We start from the raw sequence: 14,653 nt of genomic DNA, 5'->3' as shown, positions 1-14,653 counted from the left end.
TCAGGACGCGTCTTCGACCTCACTGCCCCTGTTGCCGCCACTGCTCAGGCAGGTGCTGCGTCCGTTGCCGTTGCTGCCCCTGCAGATCGCGCTCGGCGCTTTCCTGCGTGGGCTCTTGCGCCGGCATCCGCATCTGCTCGACCGGCTCGGGTCGCATCGCGGAAAGCGCTTTGGCATCAAGCCGACCGATCTGCCGTTCGCTTTCGTGATTCAGGCGGGCCCACAGCAGCCGCAACTCGCGGCGGTGCGCGAGTTGCCCACCGGCCTCGATGCCTCCATCTCCGCGTCGATCGTGAGCCTGTTGGCGCTGGTCGAGGGCCGGCTCGACGGCGATGCGCTGATGTTTTCGCGTCAGCTCGTCATCGAAGGCGATATCGAGGCGGTGCTGGCGCTCCGCAATGCGATCGACGATGCCGGTCTGGATCTGGTCGGCGAGATCGCAGCGCTTTCGGGGCCGTTCGGCGTGCCCGCGCAACGCCTGCTGGCGGCCGCGCGTGACTCGCTGCTGAGATCAACGACGAACGAAAGCGGGATGCGACGATGGAGCTGATCTGCCCGGCAGGGACGCCGGCGGCGCTGAAGAGCGCGGTCGAAGCCGGTGCCGATGCCGTCTATTGCGGCTTCGCCGACGAGACCAATGCCCGCAACTTTCCCGGGCTGAATTTCAGCCGCGAGCAGATGCGCGAAGGAGTAACGTTCGCGCATCGGCGCGGCGCCAAGGTGCTGGTTGCGATCAACACCTTCCCGCGCGCCGGCGCCGTCGAGCTGTGGCGTCGCGCGGTCGACGATGCCGTCGAGGCCGGGGCCGACGCGCTGATCCTTGCCGATGTCGGGCTGATGCACTATGCCGCGCGGCGCCATCCCGAACAGCGACTGCATGTCTCGGTGCAGGCGGCGGCGGCGAATGTCGACGCGATTGCGTTCTATGTCGAGAATTTCGGCGCCCGCCGCGTGGTGCTGCCGCGCGTGCTGAGCGTGCCCGAGATCGCCGATATCACCCGTGAGACGGCATGCGAGACCGAAGTGTTCGTGTTTGGCGGACTATGCGTTATGGCCGAGGGGCGTTGCTCGCTGTCCTCCTACGCCACCGGCAAGTCGCCGAACATGCAGGGGGTATGCTCGCCGGCCAGTCATGTCGTCTATCAGGAGACGATACTGGGCACGACCTCGCGGCTTGGCGCTTTCACAATCAACCGTTTCGGACGCAACGAACCTGCCGGCTATCCAACGCTGTGCAAGGGGCGTTTCTCGACCGCACAGGGTTCTGGCTACATCTTTGAGGATCCGGTCAGCCTCGATGCCACGACCCTGCTCGCAGGCTTGCGCGAAGCCGGCGTCACCGCGCTCAAGATCGAGGGCCGCCAGCGCGGCCGCGCCTATGTCGACGGGGTCGTGCGGCATTTCCGCAGCGTGCTGGCAGCGCTCGATGCCGGCCGGTCCGCCGACGCGTCCGACCTCACGGCGTTCACCGAAGGGCAGGCCACCACGCAGGGCGCCTACCGCAAGACCTGGCGCTAGGACGACATGACAATGGCGGAACAAGGCGCAGGCCGAATGCAGCTCACTCTGGGGCCCGTGCTCTACAATTGGCAGCCCGAGCGCTGGCGTGATTTTTACTTTCGCATGGCCGACGAGGCCCCGCTCGACCGCGTCGTGGTCGGCGAGGTCGTCTGCTCTAAGCGCGCACCGTTCTTCGAACCCCATTTGCCTGAAGTCATCGAGCGGCTTATGGCTGCCGGCAAGCAGGTGCTGCTGGGTTCGCTGGTCCTGGTGTCGTTGCGACGCGAGCGCCGGCAGACGGCAAGCCTCGCCGAGTTTGGCCACGGTCTGGTGGAGGTCAACGACCTCACCTGCCTCAAATCGATCGCCGGTAGGCCGCATGCGATCGGGCCATTCGTCAACATCTACAACGAGGCCAGCGCCGCGTTTCATGCCGCCCAGGGCGCTACCCGGATCTGCCTCCCGCCGGAGCTGCCACTGTCCTCGGTTGCCGCGATCGCCGGCGCCGTGCCGCAGGTGGCGATCGAAGTGTTCGCCTTCGGCCGTGTGCCGCTCGCGATCTCCGCGCGCTGCTATCACGCCCGCCTGCACAAGCTCGCCAAGGACAATTGCCGCTTCGTGTGCGAGCAGGATCCGGACGGCCTCGTCGTGACGACGCTGGACAATGAAGCGTTCCTCACCATGAATGGCGTGCAGACGTTGTCGCATGGTTGCTGCAACCTGCTCGGCGATCTCGATCGTCTGACGCAGAGCGGCGTGAGATCGCTGCGGCTGTCACCTCAGGCCTGCGACATGGTCGCGGTGTCCGAGCAATTCCAGGCGGTCCTGGCGGGCCGCGTGGAAGCTGAGGCCGCCAGGGGCCGCTTGCGCGAGATCTATCCGGACGTTCCATTCGCCAACGGCTTCTTGCACGGCGCCCCCGGTGCCTCCTACGTCTCGGGGTAGGTACTGCCGTGTCCTTCTGTCGAGGTGAACTCAGATGTGCTCAGTCTGCATGTTGACCCATCTCAAATTGACTGAGCACGGATGGACGAAGTTGAGAGACGACGCGCAGCCCGTTCTTGCCGGCATGCTGCAGATTGCTGACCGAGCCAAGGCGGAAGCCCAGGAAGCCGGGGAAATCGTGGTCTGTCCCCGATTTCCCCTCCCAAGCCGGCTGGCGTCCTACGCGCCGACCGCAAAGCCCAGCTGACGGCCGACGCCTCATCCCGATTTGTTGCTGAACGCGGCGGGAAGCGTAGCGAGGAACGCCATGACGCGCTGCGTGCGCAGGGGCGGCCGGCGGTCCGAGGTGCGCAGCATCCATAGGGGCTCCGCCGGCGCGCGCCACGGCTCAAGCACTTCGACGAGCCGACCTGTGCGCAAGTCGTCGTGGACGAGCCATGCCGGGCCCCAGCCAATGCCGAACCCATTCGCGATCAAAGCGACCGAAGCGTGCGCGTCGTCGCAAATGTGCTTGGGCTTGGGCGCGACGCGAACGAGTTTTTTGCCGCGCGGGTCGGTGAAGCGCCAGGTCAGGATCTGCCCGCTCGCGGGATTGCGGAAGCCGACGTGGTCATGTTCGGACAGCTCGTATGGAGTCGCCGGCGCGCCGCGCGCGTTCAGATAGGCGGGCGAGGCGCAAGCGATCCAGGAGAACGTGCAAAGCCGCCGCGCCAGATGACCGGGCGCGCGATCGAGGGGTCCTGAGCGGATGGCGATGTCGACGCCTTCCGCTGCGAGATCAAGAATCTCGTTGCGAAATTTGATCTCGATCTCGATTTCCGGCCGCTCCCGCAGGAACGCAGGCAGTCGCGGCAGGATGCAGGCACGCGCGAACGAGGCGGGGGCGGTCACTCGCACCCGTCCGCCATCGTTACGCGCGGCTTCGCCGAGCGCGGATTGGACGCGATCGAGACTTTCGGCCAGCGCGCGTCCCGCCGCCATCAGCCGCTCGCCCTCTTCGGTCAGCGCCAGCGAATGGGTGGTGCGATGCAAAAGCCGTATTCCGCGAGCCTGTTCGAGGCGGGCGACCGCCTTGGACATCGCCGAGGTGGTTGTCCCCGCCCGCCGCGCGGCTTCGGCGAAGGAGCCCGCCTCGACGACGCGGACGAAGGCGAGGAGACGCGAGAGGTCGGGAGGCAAGGCTGTTGTGGACATTCAGTCCACATAGTCATGGCGACGGGGTCGCTACAAGAGGCCGTTCCGATGGGCCAAATGGGGAGCGTTAGCGCGCATGCTGCGCCGCTAGAAACCGCGAGAAGTCCCATGAACGCCATCGAAATCACGCTGCAAGCCCTCGACGCCGCCGAGCGCGCGATTCCCCCCGGCCAGCCGGTCTACATGCTCAATCTGCTGCGCTACCGCGCGTATGCGCGTTACGAGGACGGCTTCGACGCCGCGCCCTGTTCGGGCCGCGAAGCCTTTAACGAACGCTATAGACCGGCCTTCCGGCGTCTCGCAGCCGGTAAGCCGCTGGTGCGGATGTTTTCCGGGCCGGTCCTGGCGAGCCTGGTCGGCCCGCAAGGCAAACGCTGGGACGAAGCGGCGATCAATGAATACGGCGATTTCGCCGCCTTCCGCTCGATCGTCGACACCGAGACCTACCAGCGCGAAGTCGCCCCGCATCGGCACGCGGCGCTCGAGGATTTCCGGTTGTTCGTGCTCGCCAAGGCGATGTGAACGCATTGAGGCGGCGGCCTTATGCATTCGCCTTAACCAAACGTGACGCTACGACGAGCCCGGGAATCCGTTCCACCGATCGCAAGAATTGGTGTCGCGGGCCCCGGGATTGGGACTTGTTCATTGGCATTTGGGCTGCCCGCCGACAAGAAAACAGGGCTTCCGAAATAGTGGGTCTAGCGATGTAGCGGACCCCCGACTCGAACCACCGATGCCTCAAGATGGTGGCTCCTACATGTTGGATCGCGGGCGCGCCAACCATGTTTTCAGGCATAGTGACTATCTCTGGTCCGTAGGCGAGGGGCGATCTTTGGGCCCGCTTCAATCAATCGGACAATCCAGAAAAGCTATGTCAGTTCAATCGCGCCTAGAGCTGCGTTTTGTCCGAACGCACCTTGAAAGTATTCAAATGCCGAAACCCTTCCAAGCTGAGTACGATGTTCGACCTTTCATCGCTCCAGATGAAGTTTTCACTTTCTTCTTGTTTTCGGCGCCTGTCAGGCAACCCGCACCGAACGGATGGAATGGAGAGTCTCTGGCTTTAGATGCGTGTAGCGACGCAGCATTTTCCAATCCTTGTGTCCGGTGACAAGTGCAACCTGTTCAATGGAAAATCCTGCCTCGAAAAGACGACTCGTGCCTTCGTGGCGCAGATCGTGGAAATGTAGGTCATCGATCTTCAATTGTTGGCACTGACGGCGAAATGCCGTTCCAACGGATCGTCCAGCAGGGGAATTCGCTGATCGTTGCCCTTCTTCTGTCGGGGATCTTTCCGATTGCGAATGAGGAGCATTCGGTTGCCGGCGTCGAAGTCGCGCCATTCGACTCTTGCAATTTCATCTTGCCGCATAGCCGTTGCGATCGCGAATCGGATCACACGACCGACTGGGATCTGTTGCCGACTGTTTAATTCGAACGCTGAGATAATACGATCGAGTTCGTCTTGCGTGGGACGGCGGTTGCGCTCATCGCCCTTTTCCGACGAGCCCGAGACGTCGAAGAGCGATCCGGGCGTGGTCGAGTGGTTCGGTTGAAACAACGATGCCGTGTACTGCGGCGGCGTGAGACAGAATCGTTTTGATGTATCCAAGATCGATACCGACGGTCACCGGGCCGGCCCCCTCCATCGCGCGCTCTTTTCCAAATTTGATGAACCGCTCTCGATCAAGCTCTGGAAGACGAAGATGCCCAAGTCTTTCGTTCAGGAAGATGAGGCTCGCAGTTTTGGAGCGACCAATGTCCTTTCCCACCTCGGCCAAATCTTGACGATGAAGCGTGACGAGATCGCCGAAGAGTTGGACGTCGCGGGACTTTTGCGTCGTTGTCGGTTCTTGGCGATCGATCCGCCGCTCGATATCGATGGCCCATTCCTCGGCATCCTTTCGGCGGAGAAACGTCCCGTTGACATATTCCCCCTTTCGTCGGACTTGGGCTCTCCAAGAGCCGGATTTCAGTCTGGTGATAGTTGCCACGCGTGTGCGCTCCGTGTGCACTGAGGCGGCAAAAAGCCAAAAAAAACATCGCGCTGTGGCGTAGAATAGAGTGCACACGAGGCGACCTAACGAGTTGAATATGCTCGAAAAATGAAGCAATATCAATCACATAGATTTGCCGTGGCGCCCATGATGGATTGGACCGACCGGCACTGCCGCGTGTTCCATCGGCTGCTGTCGCGCCGGGCGTTGCTCTACACCGAGATGGTCACCACCGGCGCCGTGATTCATGGCGACCGCCAGCGGCTGCTCGGCTTCGATCGAAGCGAGCATCCGGTGGCGCTGCAGCTCGGCGGCTCCGATCCCGGCGATCTCGCGACGTCAGCCAAGATCGGCGAGGAGTTCGGCTACGATGAGATCAATCTCAACGTCGGCTGCCCGTCGGACCGGGTGAAGGACGGCCGCTTCGGGGCCTGTTTGATGGCCGAGCCTGCGCTCGTCGCCGCCTGCGTCGCCGCGATGAAGCGCGCCGTTCGCATTCCCGTCACGGTGAAGTGCCGCATCGGCATCGACGATCAGGATCCGGAAATCGCACTTGATGTGCTGGCGGATGCGGTCGTCGACAGCGGCTCAGACGCGCTGATCGTGCACGCGCGCAAGGCGTGGCTGGACGGCTTGTCGCCGAAGGAGAACCGTGACATCCCGCCGCTCGACTACGACAGGGTGTACCGGCTGAAGGCGAGGCTGCCGCACGTGCCGGTCATCATCAATGGCGGCATCGGCAGCATCGAGGCTGCGCAAGGTCATCTCGCGCATGTCGATGGCGTGATGCTCGGGCGAGCTGCCTATCAGGAGCCGTGGCGGCTGCTCGATGTCGATCCCATGCTGTTCGGTGAGGCCGCGCCGCATCTGTCGATGCAAGAGGCGCTGGCGGCGCTGGAGCCTTATATCGAACATCAGCTCGGGCAGGGCACGCGGCTGCACGCGATGACGCGGCATCTCGTCGGGGCCTATCATGCGGTGCCGGGGGCGCGCGCCTTCCGCCGCCATCTTGCCGAACGTGGAGTCAAGCCGGACGCCGGCATCGAGGTGCTGCGCGAGGCGGTGGCAATGGTCGAGGATCGTCCGGCGGTTGCGGCGCTCGCCTGAGCGGATCAGGCCGGCGGCAGCAACTCGGTGACGGTCTGTCGCGCGAGCGCATTCTCCTCCGGCAGGGCTGCAACGAGGCGCTGGGCCTCAGCTGCGGTCGGGAAAGCCGTGCAGCATCAGCCGGTCGGAGCGCACTTCCCAGCGCTCCAGCCGGTCGAGGAAGCTCATGCCGAGCAAATTGGTCTTCATCTGGCCGTGCGGCACTACCAAGGCCGGAACCGAGCGTTCCACCAGTTTGCCGATCGCAAGCCGGTCCAAGGTCAGGCGCGCCGCCTTGGTGTGACCGCCGGCGGTCTCGACGTCGACGTCGTAGGCGAGCAGTTCGAGCGGCAGGCCTGCGGCCTTGGCGGTCTCGTAGGTCAGAACTACCGATGTGGCGCCGGTGTCGACCACCATCGGCGCGGTGACGCCGTTGATCTTGGCGCGCAACGCGAACTCACCGCCTCTGGTGCGCTCGATCTCGACCGCGTTGGTCGGAGGGCTCGCCTTGGCTCTGAGCACGCGGCTGCGCAGAACCTCCGACACGGTGTCGCTTGCGAGCGCCGCCTGCTCGGGATCCTTGTAGACGATCACGGCGCCCGCGGTGAGCACCATGGTGACGAGAACGAGCGCGATCTTGTTCATGCCGCGCCTCCCGTCGGCACGGAGGCGCTCAGGCGTGCCGACGCGCCAGCGCGGGCAGGCCGGCGTCGTGCATGCGGGACGGCAGCCCGTCCATCAGCGCCAGCCGCTCGTCGCGCGACATGCGGCCCCAGCGGGCGATCTCCGGCAGCGTGCGTCCGCAACCGAAGCAGAGCTTCGTCTTCGGGTCGATCATGCAGACGGCGATGCAGGGCGTATCCTGACTCATGGAGCGAGTTTGAAAGGTTCTGCCACTGTCGTGCAAGTGCAATCATCTCACAGTCCCGTTCCGGCATTCATGATCGGCTTGCGCACCCGGCGCTTCTCCTTAGCGGGGGCGATCGCATGCTCCGGCTGCAATGGCGGGGCCTCGTCCGACAGCGGAGCGAGCGCCGACATCACCCGCTCCGGCGGGAAGGTGACGATCACCTCGGTGCCGATGCGGACCTTCGATTTCAGCGTGAACGTGCCGCCATGCATCTCGATCAGGTTCTTGGCGATCGGCAGGCCGAGCCCGGCCCCCTGTTCGGCCGACTTGATCGAGTTGGAGCCCTGGCCGAACGAGGCGAGCACGATCGGAATCTCGTTCTCGGGGATGCCCGAGCCGGTGTCCTTGACGCTGAGATATTGCCCGCCCGAGGCTGTCCAGCCGGCCTTGAGCCAGATGTCGCCGCCCTGCGGCGTGAACTTGATGGCGTTGGAGAGCAGGTTGAGCACGACCTGGCGGATCGCGCGCTCGTCCGCCCACAGCCGCGGCATCTTCCGCTCGAACACCTCGTGAATGGTGATGCCGCGGCTCGTGGCGCGCAGCTTCAGGAGATGATGGCAGTCGGCGATCACGTGCACGAGCGCCACGGCTTCCTCGTTGAGCTCGTAGCGGCCGGCCTCGATGCGCGAGAGATCGAGGATCTCGTTGATCAGGTTGAGCAGGTGGACGCCGGAATTGTGGATGTCGGCCGAATATTCCTTGTAGACCGGCACCGCGTGCGTTCCGAAGATCTCGCTCTTCATCACCTCGGAAAAGCCGAGGATGGCGTTCAGCGGCGTGCGCAGCTCGTGACTCATCTGCGCGAGGAAGCGCGACTTGGCAACGTTGGCCGCTTCTGCCCGGTAGCGCGCCTCGTCGGAGATCGCTTTGGCCTGCTCGAGCTCGCCGATCAGGGCGTCCTTCTCGGCGCGTGCTTCGAGCGTGGCGAGCGTGGTCGAATGCAGCTGATGGGCGAGCAGCACGAAATAGCCTTCTGCTGCGACCGCGAATCCGGCCAGCAGGTAATTGTCGAACGTGCCCGACAGCACGAGGCTGAGGGTGATCGCGACCGTGACTGGTGCGGTGACCGCGACGGCTGCGACGGGCAGGTTGGCAGCGAGCATGCTGGAGACGGCGATCACCAGCAGCATCAGGAACATCATCAGCGTGCCTGACACCGCCGCGAGTGCGGGGTGGATCAGGATCGCCATCCAGCACACGCCGTAGAGCAGGTCGAGCAGCACGAAGCGCGTGCGCCAACGCCGCGTCGCCGCCATCGACGGCTGGTCGGCGAGAAAGTTCGAGCAGTTGCGGACGATCGCAGCGTGGATGCAAAGCACGCCGGCCGTCCAGGCGCCGGCCGCCAGCGTATGGAGCCAGGCGCTCAGCATCAGGCCGGTTGCGACCACCAGCAGCACGACGATGTAGGAGGCGGAGATGCGGGTCTGCGCGTATTGGCGCAGCAGCTCGCGATCGAAGGCCGGACGCGTTCCCGATGTCGACGTTAACCGGTCGCGCGCCTCGCGCACCCGCTGCTGCGCGGCCCGGCGCTGGCTTGCCGGTGCAAGCGCCGGCGGATCTGCCGGAAGCTCGACGACCTCAGGCTTTTCAGCGGGTTTACTCATCAAACAACACAAATCCTGCCCGCGAGGTACGGGCTGCTTTCTGCATTGTCTATAACTGGGCCCAAATCCTTAAGACGGATTATAGACAACGAAAAATTTGCGTTAACCGCGCGTTAAATTAACGATTGTGGCGAGGCTCAGCGGAGCTTCATTCGCAGGCGGCGCCAGCCGATCACCACGCCCGTGATGCTGAAGACGAGGCCGATCGCGCAAAGGCCGACGATGAGAACCGTGCGCAGCGCCGCATGGGCGAGCAGGGCCGGAAAGTCGAGCGTGTGGAGCGCCTGATAGAGCCACCGATAGGCGCGTCGGGACGGATCGAGCTTCTCGAGCACCGCGCCGGAGGCGGCGTCGACATGATACCAGGTGTCGCCGCAGATCACGCGATGGACCGGCGCGCCCGGCACATCGGAGACGAACGGATAGTCGTCGCCCGGCTCGACTTCGGTCGAGCGCGCGCAATCGTGGCCCAGGCGGGACGTTGCGGCATTGACGTCGGCCGGCTGCAGGAAGCGTCCGATGATCCTTGCCGAAGCGCCGTCCAGCACCGAAATCTGCTGCTGGCCCGGCGCTCGCCGGGTGCGCTGATGGAGGCGGCCGCCGAAGGCGAACCACTCGATCTCGCGAGCCTCGCCATGCACCGCCGCGAGTGCAACCGCAGTCAGGCGGCTCCAATCCGGTGTGCCGACCAGCATGGCTTCCTCGGACGGCGTCAGATGGCCGGTCGCGAACAGCCTGCCATGGTCCATCGACAGCCAACCGCTGACCATCCAGGTCAGCACGAACTGCATGCAGAGCAGACCAGCCCAATGATGCCACAGGTGCCAGCCGCGGTAGCGCGAGCACAGCCGCGCCTCGCGAGGTCGCAGCCTCATCGGACCGAGCAGGGCGCCGGTCACGGCGGCGATGACGGCCGCGAGCGATAGCCACCACACGACGACGTTCCAGGCCGCCCAGTCCTTGCGCAGGACGGTTGGATAGATCCAATGGACAACGCTGCCGACGTAGTTCCAGGCGCGTTCGAAGCGTGTCGTGTCGAGCACGACCTCGCCGGTCTTCGACGACACGTACAGCTCGGTCCCGTCGGGATCGTGGAGCGCGATCCGGTGCAGCGGACGATGCACATCGAACCGGTTCGGCACCGTCCATTGATCGTAGCTGTCCAGCGCTGCGATGGCGGCGCGATCGGCCTCGAGCCCGCGTCGCTGGGCTGCTGCGCGTGCCACCGATAGTGCGAGACCGGGATCGTTCACGTCGGCTGCGGCCAGCGTGTCGGCATGAAAGGCCGCGCTGCGGCCGGCGGCCGAGATGACATAGACCGGACCATCCACGCGCTGAAACAGCCGGATGCGGGCGGGATGATCGATGCCACCAGCGGCGAGGGCCTCCGCGGGACTGCGCAGCGACACGGCGATGTCGAGCACCGGCAGCGCGGCGAAGCGATCGCTCTCGGTCTGCGCCGGGAATGGCACGTAGTGCATCACGATCCCGGTCGCGAACCACAGCACGAACAGCGGACCGAGCGGGATGCTCAACCAGCGGTGCATGAGGATCAGCGCCTGGATCATGCTGTCATCAGAACTTGAACGAGGCCTCGACCTCGTAGGTGCGCGGCGCGCCGAGGAAGATCTGGTCGGGATAGAACGGATCGCTCCAGGCCGCGTAGCGCCTGTCGGTGACGTTGCGGATGCGCAAGGCGAGGCGCGTGCTGGTCGCGGTGGCGAACATCGGCACCTTCGGCAGATCGACGAAGGCGAACAGGTCGGCGGTGGTGTAGGCGTTTAGCTTCACCGTGTTGGCATCGGTGCTCCAGCGGTCGCCGACGTGACGAACCGAGAAGCCGAGCTCGACCGGCCACCAGCCGGGATTGAGGAAGCGGTAGGAGCCGCCACCATTGACGATGATGGCGGGAATGTTGGGCGGCGTGTTGCCCGAGAACGAGCCGCCGCCCGCGAGATCATAGTCGGCATAGCGGGCGCGGACATAGGCGACGTTGCCCCATAGCTTGCTCTCCGGCGTCGGCCGCACGGCGGCCGCGACCTCGATGCCCTGCGATTTCACCTTGCCGGCGAGGTTGAGCTGCTGGCCGGCCTGGGCGCTGTAGACGTTGTTGCGCGCGATGTCGAAGGCCGAGAAGGTCCATTCCGCGCGACCGTTCCACAGCAGCTGCTTGACGCCGGTCTCGTAGCTGCGGGAGTCGGACAGCGCAAGGTTCTGCGTCGGACTCAAGATGAAGATGCTGTCGGCCGAGATGTCGGTGGCCGTCGCATATTGGCTGTAGAAGGTGGTGCCGGGTAGCGCCTCCCACGTGTAGCCGATGCGGCCGGTGACCGGCTGCCAGCTCTTCGAATAGGGGAAGCCACTTTTCACCGCGCCATTCCTGTCGATCGAGTTGCGATCGAGCGTGAACGGATTGTAGCGCAGGCCGCCGACCAGGGCGAACGTGTCGGTGAGCTTCAGCCGGTCCTCGAGGTTCAGGGCGACGCTGTCGATCGTGGCGGTCTGCAACTGCGTTCCGAGCTGGCCATAAACACCGCGGTCGAAGCCGACCAGGGGGACCGAGTCACCGGGAAAGTTCGCCGCGCCGGGCCGCGTGAAGTCGGTATGGGAGCTCTCGACCGAGGTGACGAGACGGTTGGAAAGGCCGAAGATGCTGCCGTTCCAGGTGATGTCGGTGGTGTTGCCGACCATGTTATGGTTGTGGTGGACGAAGAAGCGCTCGCGATCGACCGTGTTGGTGGTCGCGTTGAACGCCGAGACCTCGTTGTTGTACCAGTCGCGGCTGGCATTGTAGTTGTAGATCTGGCTCCGCAGCTTGACGTCGTTGCTGAGGTCCCATTCGAACCCGCTGCGCACCCAGGATTCCTTGATCGTCTTGTGGCCGTCGACGACATTGTAGTTGGTCGACAGCGTGCGGCCGTCGATCGTGACGGCGCCGAGATCGCTGCCGTTGTAGGCGGATATCTTGGTGCCCGACACGATGCCGCTGGTCGCGTTCGCGCCGCTGTAGGTGACCGGCACCAGCGGCGTGCCTTCGTAGGGCTTGGCCTTGTAGTCCTTGAACTCGGCGGCAAAGAAGGTCTTGAAGCTGTCGGACAGTCGGTAGTCGAGCTGGCCCGAGACATGGACGTTCTTGAACTCGGTGTCGTCGATGAAGCCGACCTCCCTGGTTCGGCTGATGTCGAAGCGATAGTCGAGGCCCTCGATCGCGGTGCTGCCGCCGGAGCCGAAGCCGCTGCGGAACGTGCCGCGCTGGTCGAAGCCGACGAAGGCTTCGTTCTGGACCGGTCCGTTGTGCGGCGCCTTGGTCACGAAGTTGATGGTGCCGCCGACCGCGCCCTGGCCGGAGATCAGCGAGGAGGGGCCTTTGAGAAACTCGACCCGGTCGAGGTTGAAGGTCTCCATCGTCAGCGCGGTGAAGCCGGTCGGCCCGATGTTGATGCCGTTGTAAAGGACGTTGACCTGGTTGCCCTGGAAGCCGCGCATGGCATAGCCGACATCGTTCGGCGCATCGCCGGCGCTGACACCGGTCGCGCCTTTCACCGCATCGACGGTGGTGTGATAGCCCTGCTCGCGCAGCGTCGCTGCCCCCACGACCTCGATCGATGCTGGCGCCTCGCGCGCGATCAGGCCCAGCCGGCCGCCAACCGCCGGAGCCGCATTGCCGTTGAGCGGCGTCGCCGCTGGGGAGGCGGAGGCGTGGGGCGATGGCGCGACTGCCGGCGGTGGCGTCGCTGTCCCTCGGGGCATGGGGTGTACCGTCCCGCTGGCTGTTCTGACCGGTGACGGCGAACGGCCGGCAGCCTGTCGCTGGCGCGGCGCATCGACGGTGACGTCTGGCAGCAGCGTGTCGGCCGCCGGCCTCACGCCAGGATTTGCTGCCTGCTGCGCATGGGCCAGCGGAACGGCCGCGCAGAAGACCGCCGCAACAAGCCCCGCCAACGCAATCAAACCCCGGACGTCCCGCATGCTCATTCCGATTCCCCCACCCGCGGTCCGGCCATGCCGGTGTCCGCGCCCCCTCCAGCGCTCTTGTGACCGGGACGAGAGCTAACGCAGAACGCTGAATATGTAATGTTATAACATTACATATCTTCTCTTCTGGTCAAGCCTGTCTCTGTTCGGCAACACATGCGAACGATTGGCGATTGCAACGGGTATCAGCGAGTCGGAGGGTGCGCAATGGCGCCGGCTGATACGGGTCAGACAGGGCGCGCGAGGTCCCGGCCGACGGCGGTGACGAGCCAGTTGGTCGTCACGGGGCAGAAATAAACGTGCCGCCGCTCGAAGCGCGCGGCGGCACGTTCATCGGATCGCGATCGCGGATTACTTCTCCAGGCGGGCCAGCAGGCTCGACGTGTCCCAGCGCTTGCCGCCGAGCTTCTCGACCTCGGAATAGAACTGGTCGACCAGCGCGGTCACCGGCAGATGGGCGCCGTTGCGGCGCGCTTCGCTGAGGCAGATCGACAGGTCCTTGCGCATCCATTCCACCGCAAAACCAAAGTCGTATTTGCCGTCGTTCATGGTCTTGTAGCGGTTCTCCATCTGCCAGGACTGGGCGGCGCCCTTGGAGATGGTCTCGATCACGGCGGGCACGTCCAAGCCCGACTTCTTCGCGAAATGGATGCCCTCGGACAGGCCCTGCACGAGGCCGGCGATGCAGATCTGGTTGACCATCTTGGTCAGCTGGCCGGAGCCCGCCGGTCCCAGCAGCTTGCACATCCGGGCATAGGCCGCGATTACCGGCTCGGCGCCCGCATAGGCGTCCGCGGTGCCGCCGCACATCACCGTCAGCACGCCGTTCTCCGCGCCGGCCTGGCCGCCGGACACCGGTGCGTCGATGAATTTGAAGGCGGCCTTGGTGGCTGCGGCATCGAGCTCACGTGCCACTTCAGCCGAGGCCGTGGTGTGGTCAACGAAGGTCGCGCCCTTGGTCATGCCGGCGAAAGCGCCGTCCGGGCCGATGGTCACCGCGCGCAGATCGTTGTCGTTGCCGACGCAGCACATCACGAAGTCCTGGCCCTCGGCGGCCTGTTTCGGCGTCGCGGCGGTCTTGCCGCCGAACTTGTCAGCCCATTCCTTCGCCTTGGCCGCGGTACGGTTGTAGACCGTGACCTCGTGACCGCCCTTCTTCACGAGATGTCCTGCCATGGGGAAACCCATGACGCCGAGACCGATGAAAGCGACTTTAGCCATATGAGCTACCTTGACCTTGGGGTTCTGCCGACAGCCTTGAGAGGGCCGGGCCATTCTTGACGGAAAACATCAGCGGCCGGCCGGGTTCCGGCGGCGGCGCTGGACGCCGCACCATAGCCGCTTGCGAAACAGGGGCAACGGCTTCGTGACGGATGCGAAAACGTCCGCCCGTGCTAAAGAGGCATCATCATGACGGCTTGCAAAGCCGTCATCCGGCAACG

13 protein-coding genes and 1 pseudogene are annotated in these 14,653 nt (G+C 64.7%); 5 read left to right on the top strand and 9 right to left on the bottom strand.

Features of this window, described 5'->3' with window-relative positions; genetic code table 11:
* Positions 1-31: 31 nt before the first annotated feature.
* The 3 genes from QX132_RS15310 to QX132_RS15300 are packed head-to-tail and all read left to right on the top strand — an operon-like array spanning position 32 to position 2,445.
* Positions 32-550, top strand: coding sequence for an SCP2 domain-containing protein (locus QX132_RS15310; protein ID WP_315757285.1), 519 nt, complete (start codon positions 32-34; stop codon positions 548-550).
* The gene (locus tag QX132_RS15305; RefSeq protein WP_315757284.1) at positions 541-1,518 is read left to right on the top strand and encodes a peptidase U32 family protein; all 978 of its coding nucleotides are present in this window, start codon (positions 541-543) and stop codon (positions 1,516-1,518) included. Before QX132_RS15310 ends, QX132_RS15305 begins: the two co-directional genes overlap by 10 nt.
* 36 nt (positions 1,519-1,554) lie before the next feature.
* A complete protein-coding gene (locus QX132_RS15300) occupies positions 1,555-2,445 on the top strand; it encodes a U32 family peptidase (RefSeq protein ID WP_315772870.1) in 891 nt (296 codons plus the stop codon).
* 258 nt (positions 2,446-2,703) lie between these two features.
* Here QX132_RS15300 and QX132_RS15295 read toward each other — a convergent pair whose 3' ends face one another.
* Positions 2,704-3,639, bottom strand: a complete 936-nt coding sequence (locus QX132_RS15295) for a LysR family transcriptional regulator (RefSeq protein WP_316161751.1) — start codon at positions 3,637-3,639, stop codon at positions 2,704-2,706.
* A gap of 108 nt (positions 3,640-3,747) precedes the next feature.
* Between QX132_RS15295 and QX132_RS15290 the strand changes: the two genes are divergently transcribed.
* Complete coding sequence (locus QX132_RS15290; RefSeq protein ID WP_315772874.1) at positions 3,748-4,161, top strand: hypothetical protein; 414 nt, start codon at positions 3,748-3,750, stop codon at positions 4,159-4,161.
* A 497-nt stretch (positions 4,162-4,658) separates the two neighbouring features.
* Here the strand turns inward: QX132_RS15290 and QX132_RS15285 are convergent.
* Positions 4,659-5,200: pseudogene (locus QX132_RS15285) on the bottom strand (site-specific integrase).
* The gene (locus QX132_RS15280; protein ID WP_316161749.1) at positions 5,127-5,633 is read right to left on the bottom strand and encodes a hypothetical protein; all 507 of its coding nucleotides are present in this window, start codon (positions 5,631-5,633) and stop codon (positions 5,127-5,129) included. The pseudogene QX132_RS15285 and the gene QX132_RS15280 overlap by 74 nt, the downstream one beginning before the upstream one ends.
* A gap of 111 nt (positions 5,634-5,744) precedes the next feature.
* Here QX132_RS15280 and dusA point away from each other — a divergent pair, with 111 nt between their 5' ends.
* Positions 5,745-6,743 (top strand): tRNA dihydrouridine(20/20a) synthase DusA, encoded by a 999-nt coding sequence (gene dusA, locus QX132_RS15275; protein ID WP_315776919.1) that lies wholly within the window; start codon positions 5,745-5,747, stop codon positions 6,741-6,743.
* An 87-nt stretch (positions 6,744-6,830) separates the two neighbouring features.
* Here the strand turns inward: dusA and QX132_RS15270 are convergent, their stop codons facing one another.
* From QX132_RS15270 to QX132_RS15245, 6 genes are all read right to left on the bottom strand, one after another.
* Positions 6,831-7,367 (bottom strand): TIGR02281 family clan AA aspartic protease, encoded by a 537-nt coding sequence (locus QX132_RS15270; protein WP_315739607.1) that lies wholly within the window; start codon positions 7,365-7,367, stop codon positions 6,831-6,833.
* A gap of 28 nt (positions 7,368-7,395) precedes the next feature.
* Positions 7,396-7,593, bottom strand: coding sequence for a DUF1289 domain-containing protein (locus tag QX132_RS15265; RefSeq protein ID WP_315812271.1), 198 nt, complete (start codon positions 7,591-7,593; stop codon positions 7,396-7,398).
* A gap of 47 nt (positions 7,594-7,640) precedes the next feature.
* On the bottom strand, positions 7,641-9,236 hold the full coding sequence (locus tag QX132_RS15260; RefSeq protein ID WP_315739609.1) for a HAMP domain-containing sensor histidine kinase: 1,596 nt from the start codon (positions 9,234-9,236) through the stop codon (positions 7,641-7,643).
* A 137-nt stretch (positions 9,237-9,373) separates the two neighbouring features.
* Positions 9,374-10,804, bottom strand: coding sequence for a PepSY domain-containing protein (locus tag QX132_RS15255; protein ID WP_316161746.1), 1,431 nt, complete (start codon positions 10,802-10,804; stop codon positions 9,374-9,376).
* Between the two features lie 7 nt (positions 10,805-10,811).
* On the bottom strand, positions 10,812-13,211 hold the full coding sequence (locus QX132_RS15250; RefSeq protein WP_316161745.1) for a TonB-dependent receptor: 2,400 nt from the start codon (positions 13,209-13,211) through the stop codon (positions 10,812-10,814).
* Between the two features lie 351 nt (positions 13,212-13,562).
* Positions 13,563-14,432, bottom strand: coding sequence for an NAD(P)-dependent oxidoreductase (locus QX132_RS15245; RefSeq protein ID WP_316161744.1), 870 nt, complete (start codon positions 14,430-14,432; stop codon positions 13,563-13,565).
* Positions 14,433-14,653 lie beyond the last annotated feature (221 nt).

It is taken from the genome of Bradyrhizobium sp. SZCCHNRI20481, assembly GCF_032485055.1.
Lineage (GTDB): Bacteria > Pseudomonadota > Alphaproteobacteria > Rhizobiales > Xanthobacteraceae > Bradyrhizobium.
Note: the sequence above shows the minus strand (reverse complement) of the source record. Positions and strands in the feature narration are given on the sequence as shown.

Excerpts from the sequence above, each read along its gene's own strand:
- QX132_RS15270 (WP_315739607.1), bottom strand. The coding sequence starts at position 7,367 with ATGAACAAGATCGCGCTCGTTCTCGTCACCATGGTGCTCACCGCGGGC.
- QX132_RS15250 (WP_316161745.1), bottom strand. The coding sequence starts at position 13,211 with ATGAGCATGCGGGACGTCCGGGGTTTGATTGCGTTGGCGGGGCTTGTT.
- QX132_RS15305 (WP_315757284.1), top strand. The coding sequence starts at position 541 with ATGGAGCTGATCTGCCCGGCAGGGACGCCGGCGGCGCTGAAGAGCGCG.
- dusA (WP_315776919.1), top strand. The coding sequence starts at position 5,745 with ATGAAGCAATATCAATCACATAGATTTGCCGTGGCGCCCATGATGGAT.
- QX132_RS15290 (WP_315772874.1), top strand. The coding sequence starts at position 3,748 with ATGAACGCCATCGAAATCACGCTGCAAGCCCTCGACGCCGCCGAGCGC.
- QX132_RS15265 (WP_315812271.1), bottom strand. The coding sequence starts at position 7,593 with ATGAGTCAGGATACGCCCTGCATCGCCGTCTGCATGATCGACCCGAAG.
- QX132_RS15255 (WP_316161746.1), bottom strand. The coding sequence starts at position 10,804 with ATGATCCAGGCGCTGATCCTCATGCACCGCTGGTTGAGCATCCCGCTC.
- QX132_RS15245 (WP_316161744.1), bottom strand. The coding sequence starts at position 14,432 with ATGGCTAAAGTCGCTTTCATCGGTCTCGGCGTCATGGGTTTCCCCATG.
- QX132_RS15295 (WP_316161751.1), bottom strand. The coding sequence starts at position 3,639 with ATGTCCACAACAGCCTTGCCTCCCGACCTCTCGCGTCTCCTCGCCTTC.
- QX132_RS15260 (WP_315739609.1), bottom strand. The coding sequence starts at position 9,236 with ATGAGTAAACCCGCTGAAAAGCCTGAGGTCGTCGAGCTTCCGGCAGAT.
- QX132_RS15300 (WP_315772870.1), top strand. The coding sequence starts at position 1,555 with ATGCAGCTCACTCTGGGGCCCGTGCTCTACAATTGGCAGCCCGAGCGC.